16 protein-coding genes are annotated in these 22974 nt (G+C 69.1%); 5 read left to right on the top strand and 11 right to left on the bottom strand.

What is annotated here, in order from left to right; genetic code table 11:
* The first annotated feature begins 145 nt into the window (after positions 1 to 145).
* Both gltB and Q9R17_RS08700 read left to right on the top strand, forming a co-directional pair.
* Positions 146 to 4600 (top strand): glutamate synthase large subunit, encoded by a 4455-nt coding sequence (gene gltB / locus Q9R17_RS08705; RefSeq protein ID WP_308158018.1) that lies wholly within the window; start codon positions 146 to 148, stop codon positions 4598 to 4600.
* Between the two features lie 88 nt (positions 4601 to 4688).
* Positions 4689 to 6134, top strand: a complete 1446-nt coding sequence (locus Q9R17_RS08700; RefSeq protein WP_308158017.1) for an FAD-dependent oxidoreductase — start codon at positions 4689 to 4691, stop codon at positions 6132 to 6134.
* Here Q9R17_RS08700 and Q9R17_RS08695 read toward each other — a convergent pair.
* Positions 6128 to 8830, bottom strand: a complete 2703-nt coding sequence (locus Q9R17_RS08695) for an ATP-binding protein (RefSeq protein ID WP_308158016.1) — start codon at positions 8828 to 8830, stop codon at positions 6128 to 6130. The two genes, Q9R17_RS08700 and Q9R17_RS08695, sit on opposite strands and share 7 nt — an antisense overlap.
* A 165-nt stretch (positions 8831 to 8995) precedes the next feature.
* On the opposite strand from Q9R17_RS08695, the gene Q9R17_RS08690 reads away from it, so the two are divergent.
* Positions 8996 to 9865: a methylglyoxal synthase gene (locus Q9R17_RS08690; RefSeq protein WP_308158015.1), complete on the top strand. Its 870-nt coding sequence runs from the start codon at positions 8996 to 8998 to the stop codon at positions 9863 to 9865.
* A 55-nt stretch (positions 9866 to 9920) separates the two neighbouring features.
* Here the strand turns inward: Q9R17_RS08690 and Q9R17_RS08685 are convergent, their stop codons facing one another.
* Genes Q9R17_RS08685 through ttcA form a run of 3 tightly spaced genes read right to left on the bottom strand, consistent with a single transcriptional unit; the run spans position 9921 to position 12636 of the window.
* Positions 9921 to 10712 (bottom strand): SprT family zinc-dependent metalloprotease, encoded by a 792-nt coding sequence (locus Q9R17_RS08685; RefSeq protein ID WP_308158014.1) that lies wholly within the window; start codon positions 10710 to 10712, stop codon positions 9921 to 9923.
* Positions 10713 to 10771: 59 nt separating this feature from the next.
* Entirely contained in the window at positions 10772 to 11677 is a 906-nt protein-coding gene (locus Q9R17_RS08680; protein WP_308158013.1) for a recombination-associated protein RdgC, read from the bottom strand.
* 38 nt (positions 11678 to 11715) lie between these two features.
* Positions 11716 to 12636: a tRNA 2-thiocytidine(32) synthetase TtcA gene (gene ttcA / locus Q9R17_RS08675; RefSeq protein ID WP_308158012.1), complete on the bottom strand. Its 921-nt coding sequence runs from the start codon at positions 12634 to 12636 to the stop codon at positions 11716 to 11718.
* An 88-nt stretch (positions 12637 to 12724) separates the two neighbouring features.
* Between ttcA and Q9R17_RS08670 the strand changes: the two genes are divergently transcribed.
* Positions 12725 to 12928 carry a DUF465 domain-containing protein gene (locus Q9R17_RS08670; protein ID WP_308158011.1) on the top strand — a complete coding sequence of 68 codons (204 nt, stop codon included), beginning with the start codon at positions 12725 to 12727 and terminating at the stop codon, positions 12926 to 12928.
* A 43-nt stretch (positions 12929 to 12971) separates the two neighbouring features.
* Here Q9R17_RS08670 and plsB read toward each other — a convergent pair whose 3' ends face one another.
* The 5 genes from plsB to Q9R17_RS08645 all read right to left on the bottom strand — a co-directional run bounded on the left by plsB (position 12972) and on the right by Q9R17_RS08645 (position 19520).
* Positions 12972 to 15602, bottom strand: a complete 2631-nt coding sequence (plsB, locus tag Q9R17_RS08665; RefSeq protein WP_308158010.1) for a glycerol-3-phosphate 1-O-acyltransferase PlsB — start codon at positions 15600 to 15602, stop codon at positions 12972 to 12974.
* Complete coding sequence (locus tag Q9R17_RS08660) at positions 15602 to 16513, bottom strand: hypothetical protein (protein ID WP_308158009.1); 912 nt, start codon at positions 16511 to 16513, stop codon at positions 15602 to 15604. The genes plsB and Q9R17_RS08660 overlap by 1 nt, the downstream gene beginning before the upstream one ends.
* A 316-nt stretch (positions 16514 to 16829) precedes the next feature.
* Complete coding sequence (locus Q9R17_RS08655) at positions 16830 to 17654, bottom strand: serine protease (RefSeq protein ID WP_308158008.1); 825 nt, start codon at positions 17652 to 17654, stop codon at positions 16830 to 16832.
* Positions 17655 to 17874: 220 nt separating this feature from the next.
* The gene (pyrF, locus tag Q9R17_RS08650) at positions 17875 to 18600 is read right to left on the bottom strand and encodes an orotidine-5'-phosphate decarboxylase (RefSeq protein ID WP_308158007.1); all 726 of its coding nucleotides are present in this window, start codon (positions 18598 to 18600) and stop codon (positions 17875 to 17877) included.
* Entirely contained in the window at positions 18597 to 19520 is a 924-nt protein-coding gene (locus Q9R17_RS08645; RefSeq protein WP_308158006.1) for a 5'-nucleotidase, lipoprotein e(P4) family, read from the bottom strand. Before Q9R17_RS08645 ends, pyrF begins: the two co-directional genes overlap by 4 nt.
* A gap of 103 nt (positions 19521 to 19623) precedes the next feature.
* Between Q9R17_RS08645 and Q9R17_RS08640 the strand changes: the two genes are divergently transcribed.
* Complete coding sequence (locus Q9R17_RS08640; protein ID WP_308158005.1) at positions 19624 to 20280, top strand: DUF480 domain-containing protein; 657 nt, start codon at positions 19624 to 19626, stop codon at positions 20278 to 20280.
* A 31-nt stretch (positions 20281 to 20311) separates the two neighbouring features.
* Here the strand turns inward: Q9R17_RS08640 and Q9R17_RS08635 are convergent, their stop codons facing one another.
* Together Q9R17_RS08635 and Q9R17_RS08630 are read right to left on the bottom strand one after the other, a co-directional pair.
* Entirely contained in the window at positions 20312 to 20836 is a 525-nt protein-coding gene (locus Q9R17_RS08635; RefSeq protein ID WP_308158004.1) for a GNAT family N-acetyltransferase, read from the bottom strand.
* Between the two features lie 61 nt (positions 20837 to 20897).
* Positions 20898 to 22874: a UvrD-helicase domain-containing protein gene (locus tag Q9R17_RS08630; protein WP_308158003.1), complete on the bottom strand. Its 1977-nt coding sequence runs from the start codon at positions 22872 to 22874 to the stop codon at positions 20898 to 20900.
* Positions 22875 to 22974 lie beyond the last annotated feature (100 nt).

The following is a 22974-nucleotide window of genomic DNA, read 5'->3' as shown; positions in this document are numbered from 1 at the left end:
CAACGCGCACGGCGTCATGGGGACGTGTGCCAGGGGCCTTGCCGAAGGGCCGTGCGATGCACGGCGCGTCTCATTTCGATGTGCATGGCGTGCTCGATGAGCGGGCGTGAGTGTCTCCGCTCATTCAACCCGCATCGAGGCAGAGATGGCCCCCCGCAACCGCCAAGGGCTTTACGACCCGCAAGATGAGCGCGACGCCTGTGGTTTCGGCATGATCGCGCAGTTGGACGACCAGCCCTCGCGACTGCTCGTCGACACCGCCATTGCCGCGCTTTCGCGCATGACCCACCGTGGCGGCGTCGCCGCCGACGGCTTGACCGGCGATGGCTGCGGCCTGCTGCTGCGCCGCCCCGATGCCTTCCTGAAACTGCTGGCCGACGAAGCAGGCATCGCGGTGGGCGCGCGCTTCACCGCCGGCCTGGTGTTCCTGCCGCACGATACCGATGCGGCGGCGGCCTGCCGCGCACAGCTGCAGGCGCAGTTGCAGACCGTAGGCTGCAAGGTCGCCGGCTGGCGCCAGGTACCCACCGATGACAGCGTCTGCGGCCAGCTGGCGCGCGATACGCTGCCGCACATCGAGCAGGTCTTCGTCGACGCCGGCATCGGCCAGGATGAGGCCGGCTTCGGCCTGGCCCTGTTCCTGGCCCGCCGCCGCAGCGAACAGCAGCTGCGCGCGCATGCCGATTTCTACGTCACCACGCTCAGCCCGAACGCGATCGGCTACAAGGGCATGGTGCTGCCGGACAAGCTCAGCCGCTTCTTCCCGGACCTGCAGCGCCGCGAACTGGCCTCCAGCGCGATCGTCTTCCACCAGCGTTTTTCCACCAACACGATGCCGCGCTGGCCGCTGGCGCATCCGTTCCGCCTGCTCGCCCACAACGGCGAGATCAACACCATCGAAGGCAACCGGCGCTGGGCGCAGGCACGCAGCAAGGTGTGGAAGACGCCGCGCTTCGATATCGGTGAATTCGATCCGGTCATTTCCATGCACGGCTCCGATTCGCAGAGCCTGGACAACATGCTGGAGCTGATGGTCAACGGCGGCATGGAGCTGATCCAGGCGCTGCGCATCCTGGTGCCGCCGGCGACCCAGTCGCTGGAGTTCAAGGACCCGGACCTGGCCGCGTTCTACGAGTTCTACGGCCTGAACAGCGAACCGTGGGATGGCCCGGCCGGCATCGTCGCCTGCGACAGCCGCTATGCGGTATGCACGCTGGACCGCAACGGCCTGCGCCCGGCACGCTGGATGCTCACCTCCGACCGCCACTTCCTGGTCGCCTCCGAAGCCGGCGTGTGGGAAGTGCCGACCGAACGGGTGGTGCGCAAGGGCAAGCTGGGCCCGGGCGAGATGATGGCCATCGACCTCAAGCGCGGCGACCTGCTCGATTCCGATGCCATCGACCGCATCAACCGTGGCCGTGCGCCGTACAAGCAGTGGCTGCAGCAGGGCGTGACCTACCTGCAGACCGAACTGATCGATCCCTCGCTGGTGGAAGAGCCCTTCGACGAGGGCACGCTGCGCAGCTACCACAAGCTGTACCAGCTCAGCAGCGAGGAAGTGGAGCAGGTGCTGCGACCGCTGGCCGAGACCGAGCAGGAAGCCACCGGCTCGATGGGCGATGACACGCCGATGGCGGTGCTGAGCCAGCACAGCCGGCCGCTGTACGACTACTTCCGCCAGGCCTTCGCGCAGGTCACCAATCCGCCGATCGATCCGCTGCGCGAAGACTGCGCGATGTCCCTGTCCACCCAGCTCGGCAAGGAGACCAACATCTTCCACGCCGGCGCGGAGACGGTGAACCACGTCATCCTCAACTCGCCGGTGCTCAGCCAGCGCAAGCTGCGCCAGCTGCTGAAGATGGACCAGTACGTGCAGGCCAACCGCCTGATCGACCTGTCCTACAGCGAGGAAGAAGGCCTGCGTGCCGGCATCGAGCGCATCTGCGCCGAGGTCGAGCAGGCCGCCCGCGAGGGCATCGTCATGCTGCTGCTGTCCGACCGCTACCCGGTGCCGGGGCGGCCGATGGTGCATGCCCTGCTGGCCACCAGCGCGGTGCACCACCACCTGTGCCGTGCCGGGCTGCGCTGCGACGTCAACCTGATCCTGGAAACCGGTACCGCGCGCGACCCGCACCACATGGCGTGCCTGCTCGGCTTCGGTGCCACCGCGGTGTACCCGTACCTGGCCTACCAGACCCTGTTCGATCTGGGCCGGCGCGGCATCCTCAAGCTGGCCAAGGGCGGGGAGCAGTCGCAGATCGGCCGCCGCTACCGCAAGGGCGTCTACAAGGGCCTGTCCAAGATCATCTCCAAGATGGGCATCTGTACCGTGGCCAGCTACCGCGGCGCGCAGCTGTTCGAGATCATCGGCCTGGAGCCGGAGGTCGTCGCGCTGTGCTTCCCGGAAACCGCCTCGCGCATCGGCGGTGTCGGCTTCGCGCGGCTGGACCAGGAAGCGCGCCAGCTGTGCGGGCAGGCCTGGGACCCGCTGCAGGGCCCGGAGGTGGGCGGCCTGCTCAAGTACGTGCATGGCGGCGAATATCACATGTACAACCCGGACGTGGTGATGACCCTGCAGCGCGCTGCGCGCAGCGGCGATCCGCGTGCCTGGCAGCAGTACTGCGATGCGGTGCATTCGCGCCCGCCGTCGGCGCTGCGCGACCTGCTGCAGCTGGTACCGGCGGCCACGCCGACGTCGCTGGATGAGGTGGCCCCGGCCAGCGACCTGTTCCCGCGCTTCGACACTGCGGCCATCAGCCTGGGCGCACTGTCCCCGGAAGCGCACGAGGCGCTGGCCATCGCGATGAACCGCCTCGGCGGGCGCAGCAATTCCGGCGAAGGCGGCGAAGACCCGGCGCGCTACGGCACGCCCCGCCGCAGCAAGATCAAGCAGGTCGCCTCGGGCCGTTTCGGCGTCACCGCCGAATACCTGGTCAATGCCGAGGTGCTGCAGATCAAGGTCGCACAGGGCGCCAAGCCCGGCGAAGGCGGCCAGCTGCCCGGCCACAAGGTCAATGAGCTGATCGCCCGCCTGCGCTATGCGCGCCCGGGCATCGGCCTGATCTCGCCGCCGCCGCACCATGACATCTACTCCATCGAAGACCTGGCGCAGCTGATCTACGACCTCAAGCAGGTCAACCCGACCGCGCTGGTGTCGGTGAAGCTGGTCAGCCATGCCGGCGTGGGCACGATCGCGGCCGGCGTGGTCAAGGCCGGTGCGGACCTGATCACCATTTCCGGCCACGATGGCGGCACCGGTGCCTCGCCGGTCAGTTCGATCCGCTATGCCGGCGTGCCGTGGGAACTGGGCGTGGCCGAAGCCCACCAGGCGCTGGTGGCCAACGACCTGCGCGCGCGCACCCTGCTGCAGACCGATGGCGGCCTGAAGACCGGCCTGGACGTGGTCAAGGCCGCGCTGCTGGGCGCGGACAGCTTCGGCTTCGGCACCGCGCCGATGATCGTGCTGGGCTGCAAGTACCTGCGCATCTGCCACCTCAACAACTGTGCCACCGGCGTGGCCACCCAGGACGAGCGCCTGCGCGAGAACCACTTCACCGGCCAGCCCGAGCGCGTGGAGAACTTCTTCCGCCTGCTGGCCGAGGAAGTGCGCGGCTGGCTGTCCTACCTGGGCGTGCGGTCGCTGGAGGAGATCGTCGGCCGTACCGACCTGCTGCGCCAGCTGGACGTCGCTCCGCGCGAAGGCGTGCGCGTGGACCTGTCGCGGCTGTTGGCCGATGCCCGCTTCGAGGGCAGCCACTGTGCCGCCCAGCGCCTGTACGAATCGCCGGACAGCCTGGCCACGCAGATGGACGGCCTGCTGGCCGAGGCGATCGCGCACAAGCGCGGTGGCGAGCACCGCTTCCTGATCCACAACACCGACCGCAGCATCGGCACCCGCCTGGCCGGTACCGTGGCACGCGCGCACGGCAACCAGGGCATGGCCGAATCGCCGCTGGAGCTGCGCTTCCGCGGCACCGCCGGGCAGAGCTTCGGTGCCTTCAACGTCGGTGGCCTTCATCTGGAAGTGGAAGGGGAAGCCAACGACTACGTCGGCAAGGGCATGGCCGGTGGCCGCCTGGTGGTGCGCCCGCCGCGCGGTGCGCGCTTCGAGGCACGCAACACCGCCATCATCGGCAACACCTGCCTGTACGGCGCTACCGGCGGCGAGCTGTTCGCCGCGGGGCGTGCCGGTGAACGCTTCGCCGTGCGCAACTCCGGCGCGCTGGCGGTGGTGGAAGGGGCCGGTGACCACTGCTGCGAATACATGACCGACGGCGTAGTGCTGGTGCTGGGCAAGGTCGGCCTGAACTTCGGCGCGGGCTTCACCGGTGGCCTGGCCTATGTGCTGGACATCGACCGCGACTTCGTCGACCGCTACAACCATGAGCTGATCGACATACACCGCGTGTCGGCCGAAGGCTTCGAGAACTACCGCCAGCACCTGCACCGCCTGATCGGCCGCCACCGCGAGCTGACCGGCAGCATCTGGGCGCAGCAGATCCTGGACGAGTTCCGCGATTACATCGGCAAGTTCTGGCTGGTCAAACCCAAGGCCGCCAGCATCGAGTCGCTGACCGAAACCCTGCGCCGCGCCGCCTAAGCGCACCGGCGCGCCGGCCGCCGGCGCGCCAGCTCCCTCACCGCTGTACTGCCGGCCACGGCCGGCAACCGAAACCACAGAGCCAGCCATGAGCCGCAAGCACGCCTTCCAGTTCCTCGACCTGCCCCGCACCATGCCCCAGCGCATTCCGGTCGAGCTGCGCACGTCCGGCGACTGGGGCGAGCTGTACGGCAGATTCGGCAAGGAAGACGCGCAGTACCAGGCCGGGCGCTGCCTTGATTGCGGCAACCCGTACTGCAGCTGGAAGTGCCCGGTGCACAACGCCATTCCGCAGTGGCTGCAGCTGGTGCAGGAAAACCGCATCCATGAAGCGGCCACGCTGTGCCACAGCACCAACCCGCTGCCGGAGGTGTGCGGCCGGGTGTGCCCGCAGGACCGCCTGTGCGAAGGCAGCTGCACCCTGGAAGAGTTCGGTGCGGTGACCATCGGTGCGGTGGAGAAGTACATCGTCGATACCGCGCTGGCCACCGGCTGGCGCCCGGACATGGCCGCCGTTGAACCGACCGGCCAGTCGGTGGCCGTGGTCGGTGCCGGCCCGGCCGGGCTGGCCTGTGCCGACCGCCTGGCCCGCGCCGGCATCACCGCCGTGGTCTACGACCGCTACGAACAGGTGGGCGGCCTGCTGCAGTTCGGCATCCCCAGCTTCAAGCTGGACAAGGACGTGATCCGTCGCCGTCGCGAGCTGCTCGAAGGCATGGGCGTGCAGTTCCGCCTGGGCGTGGAGATCGGCCGCGACATCAGCGTGGCGCAGCTGCTGGCCGAGCATGCCGCCGTGTTCCTGGGCACCGGTGCCTACCGCTACACCGATGGCGGCCTGCCCGGCCAGGACCTGAAGGGCGTGGTGCCGGCCCTGCCGTTCCTGGTGCAGAACAGCCGCATCGTCGGTGGCGATGATCCGCACGGCCGGCCGATCGCCGGCTGGGAAGACCAGATCGCCCTGCCCGACCTCAACGGCAAGCGCGTGGTCGTGCTGGGCGGCGGCGACACCGGCATGGACTGCGTGCGCAGTGCCGTGCGCCTGGGTGCGGCGCGGGTGACCTGCGCCTACCGCCGCGACGAAGCCAACATGCCCGGCAGCGCGCGCGAGGTGGCCAATGCCCGCGAGGAAGGCGTGCGCTTCCTGTTCAACCGCCAGCCGCTGTCGATCGAAGCCGGTGCCGACGATGAGGTGATCGGCGTGACCGTGGTCGAAACACAGCTGGGCGCGCCTGATGCCAATGGCCGCCAGAACGCCGTGCCGATCGACGGCAGCGAATCCCTGCTGGAAGCGGACGTGGTCATCATCGCCTTCGGCTTTTCGCCCAGCGTGCCGGCCTGGCTGGCCGAGCACGGCGTGGAAGGCCAGGCCAATGGCCGCATCGTGGCCGGTGGCCACGGCCGCCTGCCCTACCAGACCGCGCACCCGCGCCTGTTTGCCGGCGGCGATGCCGTGCGCGGTGCCGACCTGGTGGTCACCGCCGTGGCCGAAGGGCGCGATGCGGCCGCCAGCATCGTGCGCCTGCTCGCTCACTGAGCCCCGGCATCGCGCTGCAGCACCTGCAGGTAGCTGTCCACGGTGGCCAGCGCGGTAGCCAGCGCTGGCGCCAGGGATGCACCCGGCGGCTGTTGCTCCAGTGCCCACAGGCGCTCGGCCAGCGCCGGGGCGCCTACCATCGACAGGACACCGCGCAGGCGGTGCAGGCGGACCTGCACCGCGGCCGGGTCCCCGCGCTGCCAGGCCTGCCGCAGCGCCTGCATGTCCTGGTCGCAGCACGGCAGCAACGACCCGAGCAGGTCGCGGGCCGGCGCCAGCCCGCCCATGCGCGTGGCCAGGGCCGGCCATCCCGGCGTCGCGGCCAGCAGCCGCGCGAGCAGCGCCTGCATGGCCTGCCGCCGCACGGGCTTGGGCAGGAAGACGTCGGCACCGGCGGCCAGCACGATGCCCGGCATCGCTGCCTGCGTGCAGGCACTGATGACCACGATCGGCACGGGCTGTGGCTGCACCGCCCGGATCGACCGCACCAGGGCCTGGCCATCCATGTGCGGCATCTGCCAGTCACTGACCAGCAGGTCGAAGGGGCTGTCCTGCCAGGCATGCCACGCCTGCCGGCCGTCGGCCACGGCCTGCACCTGCAGCCCCATCGAGCGCAGCCAGCCCTGCAGCAGGCTGCGGTTGCCCGGGTGGTCCTCGGCCAGCAGTGCGCGCGTGGGGGGCAGCAGCGCCGTCGCGCGGCGCACCCGCCGTGCCGACGCTACCGGCGCGTCCACGGCCGGCAGATCCAGATCCAGCCACACCGTCGTGCCTTCGCCCAGCGTGCTGTGCAGCTGCAGCTGCCCGCCCATCGCCGTGGCCAGTTCACGGCAGATCGACAGGCCCAGCCCGCTGCCCCCGTAGCGGCGCGCCGTGGACGGTTCGGCCTGGGTGAACCGGGTGAACACCGCCTGCTGCCGTTCCGGGCTGATGCCGATGCCGCTGTCGCGCACCTGCAGCCGTACCCGCTGGCCATCGGCGCGGATGCACAGCACCTGCACCACCAGCTCGACCTGGCCCTGCTCGGTGAACTTCAGGGCATTGCCCACCACGTTGAACAGGATCTGCCGCAGGCGCAGCCCATCCACGCTGGACCAAGCCTGCAGCTGCGGGTCCACCATGCAGCGCAGGCGTACCCCCTTGCTGTCGGCCAGGGGGGCAAGCAACCGCTGTACGGCGCGCAGCAGCCCTCCCACGTCGGTCGCGACCGGTTGCAGCAACGGTGCCTGCACCGGGCGCGGCGGGGCCTCCAGAACATCGTCCAGCACCTGCCGCAGGACCTCGGCGGCATCTTCCACGGTCGCCAGCACCTGCCGCTGGCGGCCATCCAGGGCGCTGCCGGCCAGCTGTTCCAGCAACCCCAGCAGCGTGGCCATCGGTGTGCGGATCTGCTGGCTCATCGTGGCCAGGAAATGGCTGCGGGCCGCCGCATCCTGTTCGGCCTGGCGCCGCGCGGCCGCCAGCGCCTGCGCGCGCGCATGGTGGTCGGTGACATCGATCCAGCACCCCTGCCACTGCACGCTGCCATCGCGCCCGGCGTGCGGCAGGCCATGTGCCCGCACCCAGCGGCCGGACAGCGTGCGGAACTGCAGTTCCAGCAGGGTCGCGGTCAGCGATGCACGGCCCATGCCGGCCTGGACGGCATCGCGGTCATCGGCGTGCACCGCCGACAGCAGCTGGCGCGGGTCGCGCAGTGCCGCTTCGGTGCTGATGCCGAACAATGCCTGCACATCGCCGGCGATGAACGGGAAACGCAGGGGCCCCGAGGGGGGCCGGAACGCCTGGAACACCACGGCCGGCAGGTTGGCGGTGATCTCGTCCAGGCGCAGTTGCAGGCCCCGGCGCCAGCTGGCCTCGCGGTGCAGCCGCCAGAAGCCGAAGGCCTGCAGCAGGGCCACGCTGAACAGCACCATCAACCCGGCGGCCACGCCGCGCAGCCAGGGCCCGGTCGCCGCCGCACGCGCCGCGGAGGGTTGCCGGCCGGACTGCAGCAGGGCCTGGTGCTCGGCCAACGACATGCTTCCCAGCAGTGCGTTGAACGTCTGTGCCAGGTCCGGGCAGGCCGGGGAGACCGCCAGCACGAACGCGGCGTCCAGGCCGGCCGGGGCGGCAATCACCAGCGCATTGCCCACGTGCAGGCGCAGGCCCTCCTCCACCTCGGCCAGGTTGGCCACCACCGCATCGACGGTTCCCCCGGCCAGCTGCGTGAAGGCTTCGGCGATGTCGGTCACCGGCACCAGGCGCGCACCGGCCGCCTGCGCATGCAGCGGGCCGGCCAGCGTGCGGGGTGACAGCACCGCCACGCGCTGGCCGCGCAGCCCCCCCAGATCGAATACGGCCGGCGCGCCGCGGCGGCGCACGATCACCTGTGGCAGCTGCAGGTACGGCCGGCTTGCCAGCCAGCCGGCGGGAATGTCATTGCGCGGCCAGCCCACCAGGGCATGGATGCCATCGGTAACCGCTTCGGCTGCGGTGCCGCCCTGCAGGGGGCGCAGCTTCAGCACCACGCCACGATCGGACAGGCGCTGCAGGTAGCCGGCCGTGATGCCTTCGGGCCCACCCTCGCCCATGGACGCCACCGGCCAACGGTCGGCCGGGTAGCCGATGACCACCACCTGCGGGCACAGCGCGGCGCATGCCATGGCCGACGGCAGCAGCAGCATCAACAGAACGATGGCGCGCACGCCGTTGCTGGACACGCCGCGGACTCCTTCTGATGCGCCGGTTCCCGCCCGCGCTGGTGCAGCGGACGGCAGCCCCACGCTAGCGGACCGGCATCGCAACACAATGAGGATTGTTGTAAAGCTGCGGCAGCAGGCCGCCACGCCGTACACTGCGCGCTCCTGCCCTGCCTGGAAACGACGATGCTCATCGGCCTGGCCGCCAACCGCCTGCACCACCATGACGGCACCGCCGCGCTGTTCCGCTGGCTGCGTGCCAGCGGCAAGGGGCTGCGGGAACTGCAGGTCAGCCTGCACGTGGTCGGCCGTACCTTCGATGCGATCGAACGCCAGGGGTTCCTGGACGATCGCACCGTGCTGCTGCGCTACCCGTATGGCCGCCAGGGCGGGCTGATGAAACTTGTCGCCGAGGTGGTCGGCATGGGCGCAGAGCGCACGCTCGACGGTGCGGTGTACCTGATCGATCCGGTCGATCCCTCATCGGTGTTCCCGGAAGCCACCGCACTCAAGCGGCAGTGCGTGATCCATGGCAAGCCCTTCATTTCGACCGTGGCCAGCGCACGCGACTGGGTGGAAAACGAACGCATCCACGCCGGCCTGCCCGCCGATGCCGGTGCCGATGACCTGCATGCCTTTGCCGGGCAGACGCTGGCGCTGATCGCCCACGATGCGATGAAGCCGGCCATGCTGGCATTCGCTGACGAGCACTTCGACGTGCTGGCCCGCTTCGGCGAACGCGTGGCCACCGGCACCACCGGCCAACGCCTGAACGAACTGGCCTGGAGCCGTGGCTGGCCCAGCGACACGCCGTGGGTGACGCGCTACCAGAGCGGCCCGATGGGGGGCGATGCGCAGATTGCCGACCGGGTGCTGGAAGGCCGCTGCCAACGCGCGATCTTTTTCGAAGACCCGCATGTGGCCCGCCAGCATGAAGCGGATATCCAGCTGCTGGAGCGCGCGGTGACCACCGTGACCGACCAGGCGGTGTGCATCACCGCCCCGCGCGTGGCCGCACGCTGGGCTACTGCCGCCGCCAGGCGCGCACAGGGGTAACGCCTGCCGCCGGCCGGTTGCAGCCAGGCAGGTGCGGCCAAGGCCGCCGGCGCTGTCAGCTTGCGGGCCGCAGCAGCTGCCGCAATGTAGCCTTCAGGCGCCGACCTTCGGCCTGGAAGTAATCACGCTGTGCCCGCCAGTCGGGGAAGCGCTGCTCCACCTCGTGCCAGAACGCCGGCGAGTGGTTGGCCTGCAGCAGGTGGCACAGCTCGTGCACCAGCACGTACTCGAACGCCGCCGGGCGGCCCAGCACCAGGGCCAGATCCAGCGCCATGCTGCCATCGGGCGCCAGCGAACCCCATTGCGAGGACATCACCTTCAGGCGGATGCGGCTGGGCGCACGCGGCAGGCCGGGCAGATAGCGCGGCAGCCATTGCCCGATGTCCGCCCGGGTCTGCGCTTCATAGAATTCGCGCAGCAGGCGGCGCAGGGTGGCATCACCAGCACGGGCCGGCCACTGCAGGCACGCCCCGTCCGCATCGACCTGCAGGCGTGCGAACCGCCCTTCCTGCCAGCGCAGCGGCAGCAGTTCGCCGCGCAGCGGCAGCAGGCCCGGTTCCCCCGGCACCAGCGCGGCGGGCAGTTCATGGGACTGGTAGTGGTGCAGCTGCGTGGCCAGCCAGTCGCGGTGCTGTTCCAGGAACCGTTCGCCCATGACCAGGCTGGCCCGTGGCGGCAGGGTCAGCCGTGCGCCACGCTCATCCACGCTCAGCTTGATCCGCCGCGCCCGCGGGTCGCGCACGCGCAGCACCTCGATCTCGGCCTCCCCCAGGCGCAGGCGGACGGTGTCGCGCTGCACGGTGGCGGGCGGGGTCGGGGCGATCAGGCGGCGCAACAGGCGGCTCATGGATCAAGCATAGCGCTGCTGCCGGCCGCTGGATGACCGGCGGCCGGCCGGTTGCCTGTTCAGTCAGCCTTGCTGAGCTTGAAGGCCTCTTCCAGCAGCAGGAACAGGCGGCGGATTTCCGCACTCTGCAGGGCGAAGCGGGCGTCGAACTCGGCGCGGCGGCCGTCCTCGTCGGCATGCTCCAGCTGGTCCAGCGCGCCGTCGAGGAACTTCAGCTTGCGCACGATCAGGTCGTCGCCGATGACGAAGGACAGGTTGTCCTCGAACACCAGGGCGAGCTTGGTCACCTGCTTGCCGGCATCGAGGTGCTTGTCGATCTCGTCGCAGCGCAGTTCCTGGTGCTGGCACTTGACCACCGCGCCGCCTTCCACCGGGTCCTTCATCTCGCACTCTTCGCCCAGGCTCAGGCCGGTGGGCAGGGGCTCGCCGGCAATCCAGCCGGTCAGGATCGAGCGCGGCGCGACTTCGGCATTGAGCGGCATGGCCGGGAAGCTGCCCAGCAGGCCGCGGATGTCGGACATGAAGTATTCGCCGGTCTTGCGGCTGGAGGTATCCACCGCCACGTAGCCGTGCTGCAGGTCGATGAAGGCGTCGTTGCGCGAGGACTTCACGAAGGCGCGCGGCAGCAGCTCGTGCAGCAGGTCATCCTTCATGCGCTTGCGCTCGCGGCCACCGGGGCGGCGGCCTTCCTTCTCCTCGATCTCCTCCAGCTTGCGCTCGAGCAGGTCGTTGACCACCGCCGCCGGCAGGATCTTGTCCTCCCCGCCCACGGTCAGCCACAGGTGCTCGGCGATGCGGTGGGAGAGGGTTTCCTTCTCTTCACGGCCGAACGGGGAGATGAAGCCGCGCGAATTCATTTCCAGTGCGCCCACCGGCTTGAGCACGGCATGCGGCAGCAGGGTGTCCACTTCGGAAAAATCGGTGCTGGTCGGGAAACGGAAGAACGTCAGGTTGCGAAAGAACATGGAATTCCGGAAGGCAGGAAGAGGAAGGGCGCCCGGGGTTACGCGGCGGGCGTCCCGGGGTCGGTATCGGCGTCGGCCGGGGAACCGGCCAGCCAGGCGTGGGCGTCGGGCAGCGGTGCGTCATCACGACGGCCCAGCGCCATGAAGTCGAACAGGGTGGGATCGGCCAGCTGCGAGGGGCGGATGTCGCCCATCGCCCGGGCGATCTGCTCGATGCGGCCCGGGTGGTCTTTTTCCCACTGCTTGAGCATCAGCCCGACCTGGCGGCGCTGCAGGTTTTCCTGGCTGCCGCACAGGTTGCAGGGAATGATCGGGAAATCACGCGCCTGGGCGTAGTCGATGATGTCGCTTTCGTGCACGTAGGCCAGCGGGCGGATCACCACGTGCTTGCCGTCGTCGCTGCGCAGCTTGGGCGGCATGCCCGACAGCTTGGCGTGGTGGAACAGGTTCATGAAGAAGGTGGCCACCATGTCATCGCGGTGGTGGCCCAGCGCGATCTTGGTGAAGCCGTGCGCTTCGGCGTAGCTGTACAGCGAGCCGCGGCGCAGGCGCGAGCACAGCGAACACATGGTCTTGCCTTCCGGGATGACCCGGCTGACAACCGAATAGGTGTCCTGCTCGATGATGTGGTACGGCACGCCCAGCTCGGCCAGGTATGCCGGCAGCACGTGCTCGGGGAAGCCCGGCTGCTTCTGGTCCAGGTTCACCGCCACCAGCTCGAACGGCACCGGTGCCTTCTTCTGCAGCTGCAGCAGGATGTCCAGCAGGGTGTAGCTGTCCTTGCCGCCGGACAGGCAGACCATGACCTTGTCGCCGGCCTCAATCATGCCGTAGTCGGCGATGGCCTGGCCGACCTGGCGGCGCAGGCGCTTGGCCAGCTTCTGCTGTTCACGTTCGGCCACGCGGGGGTCGCGGCGGGACCGCGGAAGGGGGTCAGGCAGGGAGATCACGGCGCTCATCACCCCATTCTACCGGCTCGGCGCCGCCGGGGCCGGGTCACGGCTGCCCTCTCCCGGCGGTCATCATCGCTGTGTATGCTCGGAGCCTGTGGAGACCTATTCGCCCGCCGAGATCACCGACCGCCTGGCCACCCTGCGCGCCGAACACCGTGCGCTGGACGCGCGCATCGCAGGCATGGCCGCCAACGGCGAGGACGAGCTGGAAGCCAAGCGCCTGAAGCGGCGCAAGTTGCAGCTGAAGGACTGCATCACCAAGCTGGAAAGCCTGCAGATTCCCGACGAACCGGCCTGATACCCACCTGTTGCGGCAGCGCCGGGCCGGGCCCGGCGTGCCGTCAATCCTGCGGCGCGGCCTCGTCCGGCTTGGCCGCTTCCGGGCTGACCCGTTCGATGGTGTGGCGCAGCTCGCGGCCGAGGATGAACTTGGCGTCCTTGGCCCAGCTGTCCAGGCGATCATCGAACACCAGCTTGCTGTTCTCATCCGGCCAGACCAGGCGCAGCTCACGCAGCTTCTGGATGAAGCCACGGAACAGGGCCTTGTCGAAGAACTCCGGGGCGGCCGGCGCGTAGAGCAGGCTCAGGCGCTGTGCGGCCTGCTGGCACAGGCTTTCCAGTTCGGCAGCGCCCAGCGTGCCCGGGCCGTTCTTCACCAGCACCGAAATGGCGATGTAGTACCGCTCGAAGGCCTGCTGCAGCGAGTGGCCGATCGCGCGCAGGCGGAACACCTCGTCGGTCTGCCCGGTATTGCGGGCAAGCATGCCGCCGTCATCGTCGTTGACCTGCTGCAGCAGCCCTTCGCGGATGAACACGTCGATGGTCTGCTCGATGCGCTGGGCGAACTCGTCCTCGCTCCACGGCAGGAACAGCTCGGCCTGCAGGAACGGGTAGACGGTGCGGCCCAGGCGCACCAGGCCGGTGCGGCTCATGCGCCGGTTGTTCTGGAAGCAGCAGGCCACCCACGACGAGGCGGTGAACAGGTGCAGCACGTTGTTGCGGAAGTAGCTCAGCAGCACGGCGGTGTCGCCGCTCACGCTCAGCACATCGCCCAGCGGGTGCTTGATGCGGGTCAGGACGTTGATGTCCTCGGCGTGGGCGATGATCCGCTCCGGGCTGTGCGGGGTCACCGTGACCCGGCCCGAGTACGGCATTTCCTGCAGCAGCGTCTTGCACAGCTCGATCTGCGCGATCAGGTCGGCCTCGCCCATGGCGTGCTTGGGCGTGGACAGCAGCGCCAGCGCCAGCAGGTTGATCGGGTTGACGTCGGCGGCGCCGTTGATGCGCACCTGGATGCGCTCGGCCAGGGTATCGACCGCACCGGACAGCCAGGCCGGCTTCTCGTCTTCGGACACCGGCTGGCCATCCCATTCGGGGGCCTTTTCGGCCAGCACGTCGTTCAGCGCGATCGGCTCGCCGAAGTTCACCACCACCTGGCCGTAGTTCTGCTTGAGCACCTTGGGGATGCCCCACAGCAGCTGCCAGATCGATTCCTTTTCCTTCGGCCGGCCGGACAGTTCGTCCAGGTAGCTGCCGCCTTCCATCAGCTTCTCGTAGCCGATGTAGATGGGCTGGAACAGCACCGGCTTGCGCGGCTGGCGCAGGAACGCGCGCAGGGTCATCGAGATCATGCCGCCCTTGGGCTGCAGCAGGCGCCCGGTGCGCGAGCGGCCCCCTTCGACGAAGTACTCGATCGAATAGCCGCCAGCCACCAGCTGGGCGACGTATTCGCTCAGCACGGCCGAGTACAGCGCGTTGCCGCGGATCGAGCGGCGGATGAAGAACGCACCGCCCTTGCGCAGCAGGGTGCCGACCACCGGCAGGTTCAGGTTGATGCCGGCCACGATGTGCGGCGGCACGATGCCACGGTCGTACAGCAGGTAGGACAGCAGCAGGTAGTCCATGTGGCTGCGGTGGCTGGGCACGTAGACCACTTCGTGGCCCGGCGCGGCGGCCTTGAACTTGTCCAGGTGGTGCACCAGCACGCCGGCGTAGATGCGGTTCCACACGTGGCTGAGCATGAAGCTGGCCGAACGCACCACCGGGCTGGAATAGTCCGCGGCGATTTCCCAGGCGTAGGCGTGTGCCTTCTTCCAGGCATCGGCCGGCTTGGAGTTGTCACGCTTGGCCTGGGCGGCGATCGCCTCGCGCACCGGTTCGGCGGCCAGCACCTGGTCCACCAGCAGGCGGCGGGTGGACAGGTCCGGGCCGATCACCGATTCGCGGATGCGGCGGAAATGGGTACGCAGCACGCGCTGCAGCTTGCGCACCGTGCGTTCCGGGTCCAGGCCTTCATCGATGGTCGAGCGCAGCGAGATCGGCGGGGCGAAGCGCACGATGGTGCTGCGCCCGTTCAGCAGCAGGCCCAGCAGGCGGCGGAAACGGCCGACCAGCGCCCAGTTTTCCGAGAACAGCACCGCGAACCAGCCGCTCTGCTTGTCCGGTGCACGGCCGACGAAGATGGACACCGGCACCAGGTGCACGTCCAGCTCATCACGCACGCGGTGCGCCTGCAGCACCTTGGCCAGCGAATCGGAGTGGGTCTTGGCGCCGCGCTGCTCGGGGATCAGCGAATTGCTGGAGCTGCGCCGCGACAGCGCCACATAGGCGCGCCTGCGCCCGGTGGGGTCCGGCGCCAGCGGCACCAGCGGCGACGGCAGGCCCGCTTCACGGCAGGCCTTGTCCAGGATCAGGGCATTGGACAGTCCGTAGTCTTCCAGCACGTAGATGACCGGACGGCCATCGTTGTACTGGCCCGGATCTTCCGGCTCGATCTTCAGCGACAGCCACGGCTCGACCAGGCGGCCCAGCAGACGCGCCCACAGCGGGCGGCGGCCAGCCGGGCGCGCAGGCGACGGCGGCAGGGGCGCGCCCGGGCCGGTCGGAGGCGTGGCCGACGCCGTATCGGCGGGCACGATCGGATTTTCTTCGCCGGGGAACGGCAACGGGTTCTGTTTCGACATCGTGGACATTATGGCTTAGCCGGCGGCGGCAGCGCGTCCCCCCCGGTCACCGGGTCGGGAACGGTGGCCTTGGCAGATTCAGCTTCGGCGCTGGCCGCCCGCCGCAGCAGGGCATCGGTATCGGCCAGCGTCCGGGTCAGGTACCAGTGGCCATCGCGACGGCTCAATGGCACCTGCACGGTCAGGGTATCGCCGGCCAGTTCGTACTGCAGCCGCACCAGCGCATTGTCGCCCTGCAACGACAGCACCTCGCCACGCAGGCTGCGCAACGCCTCGTCCACGCCCAGCCCGTAGCTGGCCAGTACCGCCTTGAACGCGTGCAGGAACGGGGCCACCTGCTGCAGGCTGCCTTCCATGCCAGCGGCCTGCAGGCTGTCCTCGTCATGGAAGCCGACCTTGCCGGCAGCCGTGGCCAGAGCGGCAATGCTGCTGCGCGCCCGCGCACGATCACTCAGGGGCGCCGCCTGTGCCCAGCGGCTCAGGCTTTCGATCAGCTGGATGTAATGGGTCTGCTGGCTCGGGGTCAGGCCCTGCTGGTGGCGCAGGTACTGCACGCCGAAGGCGCCCATCGACTGGGCCGCCTGCCGCACCGCGCTGGACTGCCCGGCCAGCTGGCGGTCGAAGCTGCGCTGCAGCTGCGTGGGCGCATCGGGGCGCTGCAGCGACTGCAGCATCGGCAACAGCTGGTCGTGCAGCGGCAGGTCGGTCAGCGGCCAGTGGCTGTGGCCCTGCGTCCAGGCCTGCTGCAGCTGGGCGTACTGCGCGGGCGGTACCGACAGCTTCGCGTAGCCGATCAGATCATCGGCGGCCAGCCGTTCGGCCATGGCCTGTACGGCAGCGACCGGCTCAGCGGGCGGCGTGGCCGGATCGATGCCATCACGGCGGCAGCCGGCCACGGCCAGCAGCAGCAGCAGACCCACGCCCCAATGTCGCTGATATCCCTGACGTACCTGCAGGTTCATGCTTCGGACTCCCCGGACCGGCCCGCATCTTGCGGCCTGAGCAGTGACAGCGGCAAGCAGGCCGGTCGACAGCGGCGGCCCGGCGACCGCCCCCATGGCGGACAAAAAAAGAGCCTGGATCACAAGGATCGCAGGCTCTTCAAGCCGGCGCGAGGGCCGGTGGACAGGTGTGGCGCATGTCCAGTCCGAAGACCGGATGGCGGCGATGCTACGCCGCCGACAAACTTAAAGCAACACATGACCTAATATCATTTAACTTATTGATTTTATTGAATCAATCACGCTGCCAGACCGCGGTGATGAAATCCACGGCGTGCTTCTCGGCCACCCGCGCGTAGATCCCGGGGTAGCCGGCCAGGGCGCAGCCTTCGCCCCAGCTGACGATGCCGAACTGCGTCCAGACACCGCGCAGCCGCATCAGCAGGGGGCCGCCGGAATCGCCCTGGCAGCTGTCGATGCCTTCGCGGCCGGCACAGATGACCTTGCCCCGCGCCAGCCGGCCGTCGTAGGCCTGCTGGCACACGGCGAACGGCACGAACGGGGTCTGCACGGTCTGCAGGCGGGCCGGAAACGACTGGCCCTGGCCGATGTCGGTGTCGCCCCAGCCGATCACCGTGAACGCCCGGCCCGGCTTGAGGTGGCCTGCATCGGCCGTCAACCGCAGCGCCACCGGCTGTGCATCGGGCAGCGGGGCGTCGAGCTGGATCAGGGCCACGTCATGTTCGAGCGTGTTGCCGCTGTTGAACGCCGGATGCACATGGATGGCGCGCACGTTGGACACGCGCGGGGATGCTTCGGTCGACAGCTCGGTGGCACCGGCCAGCAGGGCCAGTGATGCCGGACGCTCTCCCTGCACGCAGTGGGCGGCCGTGAGCACCCAGGAAGGCGAGATCAGCGTGCCACCGCAGAAGTGGCGGTCATGGTCGCTGCTGCCGCCGGACAGGCTTTGCAGGCTGACCATGAACGGGTAGTCACCGGGCTGGGCATCCTCGCCCCCGATGATGCGCGGTGCTTCCCGGGGCTGCGGTGTGGCCGCAGCGCTGAAGGCCGTGGTGGCCGCCAGCAGGCAGCCCATGAACAAAGAGGTCGTGCGATACATATCCGTGTAGTCCCTCTGGCAATGGATGGGTGACCGGACGGCCGCGGTCCGTGCCGGTGCATCGATTGGAGACAGGGAACAGGGCCATGGGTGCGAAGGCACGCACAGTTCCGTGGGATAGGGATCGGTGCGTCATCGCGCCCGCCCTAAATGCAGACGCCACCCCACTGGCGGCGGGATGGCGTTCGCACTGCCGGCGTGACCGGCGTTGGCAGTGCGCTCAGCGCGCGGCCAGAGCCGACGCGATTTCCTGCTGGATCGCCCGTGCAGCCGCCTGCGGATCGGCGGCCAGGCGGATCGGCCGGCCGACGACGATCGCATCGGCGCCATCGGCGAAGGCCTGCGCCACGCCGACGGTACGCTTCTGGTCATCGCCCACCGGACCACCGGGGCGGATGCCGGGGCAGACGATGGAGAAGCCGGCACCGGTGGCGGCCCGGATCGGACCCGCTTCCTGGCCGGAGGCGATCACCCCGTCGATGCCAGCGGCCTGGGCGGCCAGCGCACGCTCGACCACCACGTCCACCGGCTCGCGGTCGATGCCCATCTGCGCCAGATCGGCACGCCCCATCGAGGTCAGCACCGTCACCGCCAGCAGGCGCATGTCGCTGCCGTTGGCCGCCGCGCAGGCCTCCATCATGGCCGGGTGCCAGCCATGGATGGTGGCGTAGCTGACCGGCCACTGCGACAGGCGCTTGATGACGGCCGCAGCGGTGGCCGGGATGTCGAAGAACTTCAGGTCGACGAATACCCGCTTGTCGCGTGCGGCCAGCGCGTCGAGCACCTGGAAGTACTCGCCGGAAGCCAGCAGTTCCATGCCGATCTTGTAGAAGGACACGCTGTCGCCCAGGCGGTCGACCCAGGCCAGCGCCTGCGTGCTGTCCGGCACGTCCAGCGCGAAGATCAGGCGCTCGTCATCGCGCAGCGGCAGCGGCCCGCGGCTCACGGTGCGTAGTCCAGGGCGGCGCGCTTGGCATCGTGGCGGGCCTGGCGCGACTGGCTGTAGTCGTTGTTGAACTGCGCCGGCTCGAAGCCGCCGTAGGTCGGGTTGGGCAGCATCCACCAGCGCTCGCCGAACCAGTCGTGGTACTGCTGCAGCAGCGCATCGCGGCCTTCGTTGGTGTTGGCGGTCACTTCGACGAAGTCGCCCAGCTGGTCACCGAACTGCATCAGCACGCGGTACTTCTGGCCGGCCAGGCGGCGGCGGCAGTTCTTCTCGCTGCCGGCCTGCTCGCAGCCCTCCACCACGGTGCCCAGGCCCAGGAACACGCTGTCATCGGCCACCGGCAGGCCCTGCTCGCGCAGGTTGGCCAGGGTGGCGTCCTTCAGGTGCACGGCACGGTTGGAGATGTACAGCAGGGTCACGCCCTTGGCATTGGCGGCCTTGGCGAAATCGACCACGCCCGGGATCGCCTTGGCCTTCTTCTCGGCCACCCACTGGGCCCAGGTCACTTCGTCGTATTCCTTGCCATCACGGACAAGGCGCGCCTGGTAGGGCGAGTTGTCCAGCACGGTCTCGTCCACGTCCAGCACCACGGCCGGCTTCAGGCCCTTGGCGGCGTTGCCGCGCTCTTCCGGCACCAGTGCATCCCAGTTGGCTTCCTTCAGCGCGGCATCCAGGCGGTCGGCGGCGGCGCGGTAGGTCTGCTCGGTGATCGCCTTGTATTCCTGCGCGCGCTGCATCCACAGCACCGCATTGAGGTTGTCGTTGGCGGTGGCATCGAGCGCGCCTTCGGCCTGGGCGGGTGCCGCAGCGGGCGCGGCCGGCGCAGCGGCATCAGCCGGGGGGTCAACGCGCTTGCACGCGGACAGGCCGATCGCCGCGGTGGCGAGCAGGCACAGGGACAGGGAAGCAGGACGACGCATCAGGATCACCGACGGCAGACAGATATCCCGGCCATTTTACCGGCAAAGACGCCGCTGGCACGGCTATGCTTGGTGGTTGACCCCTTGCCCGCTGGAGGCCGCCATGACCGAACCGACCCAGACCCCCGACCGACCGCTGCTGGATGCGGTGCAGGCCCGCCTGCTCGGCTGCCTGGTGGAAAAGGAGGCGACCACCCCGGATACCTACCCGCTGACGGTCAATGCCGCCCAGTCGGCGGCCAACCAGAAGACCGCCCGCGAGCCGGTGATGAACATCGATGCGGGCAACGTGCAGCACGCGCTGCGCCAGCTGGAGACCCTGGGGCTGGCGCGCCAGCACTATTCCTCGCGCGCCGAACGCTACGAGCACCGCCTGCAGGCCGCGCTGGACCTGACCCGGCAGCAGACCGTGCTGCTGGCCCTGCTGCTGCTGCGCGGCCCGCAGACCCTGGGGGAGCTGGTGACCCGCAGCGAGCGCCTGCATCGCTTCGCCGATACCGACGAGGCCCGCCACGCCATCGAACGCCTGCAGCAGCGGGCCCTGCTGGTGGTGCTGCCGCGTGCCAGCGGCCAGCGCGAGGACCGCTACATGCACCTGCTGTGCGGCGAGGTGGACGGCGAGGCACTGGCGGCGAAGTACGCCGGCAGCGGCGCGGGTTCCGCCGGCAGTGTGGACCCCGACCTGGCGGCCCGGGTGGAACAGCTGGAAGCGGCCGTGGCCGAACTGCAGGCGCAGTTGGCCGAACTGCGCGGCGGTTGAGGCCTGCCGCCGGGCCACGCCCGGCGAGCGGTCAGACCTTGGCCGCGCCGGGGGTGGCGAACAGCCGGCTGGGGCTGTCGATGCCCGGCAGCTGGATCACCCCGCGATCCTGCAGGCCCAGGGCCCGCAGGATCCGCGCCGAGGCGATGTTGTCCAGGTCGGTGATGCCATACAGGTCCTGCAACCCCAGCGTGCCCCGCGCATGGGCGAACACCGCCCGCGCCGCCTCGCCGGCATAGCCCTGCCCCGCATAGCGCGACAGCACCGCATAGCCGATATCCGGGGCCGGCAGGCCCTCGCGGCGCACCAGCCCGGCATTGCCCAGCCATGCACCGTCGGACAGCCGCTCGATCGCGTACATGCCAAAACCGTTGAGGGCATAGCCGGGCAGGATGCGGGTGGCGATGTAGTCGCGCGCCTGTGCCTCATCACGCACGTTGCGATCGCCGATGAAGCGCAGGAAGCCCGGATCGTTCAGCAGCGCCAGGGTATGGGCCGCATCACGGTCCGGCTCGATGGCCCGCAGCCGCAGGCGTTCGCTTTCGATGGGATGCATGCGCGGATCTCCGTGAACTGGGGGTCAGAGCCCTTCCCGTCGGGAAGGGATCCGACCCCGATCAATCAAACAGCGCTTCGATGGCCGCCAGCCCCGCGCTCGCCCGCTCCTTCTTGCGCGCAGCATCGGCGACCGGGTCGGCACCATCGCGCTGGATCTCCTCGGCGGGTATCTCGTCGAAGAAGCGGCTGGGCTTGAGCCGCACATGCTCACCGAACTTGCGCGTCAGCTTGCTGTAGCTCATCCACAGCTGGATCTTGGCGCGGGTGATGCCCACGTACAGCAGGCGCCGCTCTTCCTGCAGGTTGCCTTCGTCCAGGCTGACCTGGTGCGGCAGCACGCCGTCCTCGCAGCCGACGATGAACACATAGGGGAATTCCAGGCCCTTGGAGGCATGCATGGTCATCATGCGCACCTGGTTGCCGCCCTCGTCCTTGTCGCTGCGCGACAGCAGTGCCAGCTGCCCGGCCAGATCGGCCGCGGTGGCACCGCGCGGGCCGCCCTCGAACCACTGCGCCAGTTCTTCGATGTTGTTAGCGCGGCGCTGGTAGCTGGCCTCTTCCTTGGCCTGCTGGCGCAGCTCGCTGAGCAGGCCCGATTCCTTGGCGACCTTGCGGATCATGTCGCCGGAGGTGATCTGCCGGGTCTGCGCGCGCAGGTCGCGCAGGATGTCGGTGAAGCGCGCCAGGCTGTTGGCCGCGCGCGGCGGCAGCTGCTGCAGTGCGCCGATCGCCTCGGCGGCCTGCGCCATCGGCATGTCCTTTTCCTGCGCCAGCTCGGCCAGCTTGGCCAGCGTGCCGGCGCCCACATCGCGCTTGGGCGACTGCACCGCACGCATGAACGCGGTGTCATCGTCGGGGTTCACCAGCAGCCGCAGCCAGGCCAGCGTGTCCTTCACTTCCTGGCGTTCCAGGAACATGGTGCCGCCGGTCAGGTGGTAGGGGATGCGCAGCAGCTGCATCGCCTTTTCCAGTGGACGCGACTGGAAATTGCCACGGAACAGGATGCAGAAATCGCTCCACGGCACGTTGCGCGACTGCGCCACGAAGGCGATCTCGGCGGCGACCTTTTCCGCTTCATGTTCGCTGTTGCGGCATTCCCACACGCGGATGCGCTCGCCGTCGGCCTGGTCGCTCCACAGCTTCTTCAGGTGTTCGTGCGGGTTGTTGGCGATCAGCGCGTTGGCCGCGCGCAGCACGCGGTTGGAGCAGCGGTAGTTCTGCTCCAGCTTAATGATTTCCAGCGCGGGGTAGTCGCGCCCCATCTGCTGCAGGTTTTCCGGGTTGGCACCGCGCCAGGCGTAGATCGACTGGTCATCGTCCCCCACGCAGGTGAAGTTGCCCTTGTCGCCGGCCAGCTGCTTCAGCAGCCGATACTGCGCATCGTTGGTGTCCTGGCATTCGTCCACCAGCAGGTAGCCGATGCGCTCGCGCCAGGCCAGGGCGATATCCGGGTTTTCTTCCAGCACCTGCACCGGCAGGCGGATCAGGTCGTCGAAGTCCACCGCATTGAACGCGGTCAGGCGAAGCTGGTAGCGCTCGTAGACACTGGCCGCTTCCTTTTCGCGGTTGCTGCGCGCAGCGGCCATCGCCTGCTCGGGCGACAGGCCGGCGTTCTTCGCGCGCGACACCATGTTCTTCATGTCCTCGATGTCATCGGGCTTGGCACCGGACATCAGGTCCTTGATCTGCGCGGCGGCATCGTCGGCATCGAAGATGGAGAAGCCCCGCTTCAGGCCCACTGCCGCATGCTCGATCTGCAGGAACTTCAGGCCCAGCGCGTGGAAGGTGCAGATGGTCACCTCGTCGGCATCCTGCTCGCGCAGGCGCTTGGCCACGCGCTCGCGCATTTCCTTGGCCGACTTGTTGGTGAAGGTGATCGCCGCGATACGACGGGCCGGGTAGCGCCCGCAGCCGATCAGGTGGGCGATTTTTTCCACGATCACGCGCGTCTTGCCACTGCCCGCGCCGGCCAGTACCAGCAGGGGGCCTTCGATGTGCAGGACGGCGGCGGCTTGGGGGGGATTGAGACCGTGCATTGGGTGGGGATTGTAGCGGGCACAGGTGACGGCCACAGCCGCCGGCCGGTGGGGATGCTGAACGGCTTCGGCGTGCCGGGGCGGCGGCGTACAATCGGCC

This window comes from Stenotrophomonas sp. 24(2023), from assembly GCF_030913365.1.
Classification (GTDB): Bacteria; Pseudomonadota; Gammaproteobacteria; order Xanthomonadales; family Xanthomonadaceae; genus Stenotrophomonas.
This window is presented reverse-complemented; position numbering and strand designations above follow the sequence as displayed.

Coding starts and splice junctions, on each gene's coding strand:
- gltB (WP_308158018.1), top strand. CDS start 146: ATGGCCCCCCGCAACCGCCAAGGGCTTTACGACCCGCAAGATGAGCGC.
- Q9R17_RS08700 (WP_308158017.1), top strand. CDS start 4,689: ATGAGCCGCAAGCACGCCTTCCAGTTCCTCGACCTGCCCCGCACCATG.
- Q9R17_RS08690 (WP_308158015.1), top strand. CDS start 8,996: ATGCTCATCGGCCTGGCCGCCAACCGCCTGCACCACCATGACGGCACC.
- Q9R17_RS08685 (WP_308158014.1), bottom strand. CDS start 10,712: ATGAGCCGCCTGTTGCGCCGCCTGATCGCCCCGACCCCGCCCGCCACC.
- Q9R17_RS08680 (WP_308158013.1), bottom strand. CDS start 11,677: ATGTTCTTTCGCAACCTGACGTTCTTCCGTTTCCCGACCAGCACCGAT.
- ttcA (WP_308158012.1), bottom strand. CDS start 12,636: ATGAGCGCCGTGATCTCCCTGCCTGACCCCCTTCCGCGGTCCCGCCGC.
- plsB (WP_308158010.1), bottom strand. CDS start 15,602: ATGTCCACGATGTCGAAACAGAACCCGTTGCCGTTCCCCGGCGAAGAA.
- Q9R17_RS08655 (WP_308158008.1), bottom strand. CDS start 17,654: ATGTATCGCACGACCTCTTTGTTCATGGGCTGCCTGCTGGCGGCCACC.
- Q9R17_RS08645 (WP_308158006.1), bottom strand. CDS start 19,520: ATGCGTCGTCCTGCTTCCCTGTCCCTGTGCCTGCTCGCCACCGCGGCG.
- Q9R17_RS08640 (WP_308158005.1), top strand. CDS start 19,624: ATGACCGAACCGACCCAGACCCCCGACCGACCGCTGCTGGATGCGGTG.
- Q9R17_RS08635 (WP_308158004.1), bottom strand. CDS start 20,836: ATGCATCCCATCGAAAGCGAACGCCTGCGGCTGCGGGCCATCGAGCCG.
- Q9R17_RS08630 (WP_308158003.1), bottom strand. CDS start 22,874: ATGCACGGTCTCAATCCCCCCCAAGCCGCCGCCGTCCTGCACATCGAA.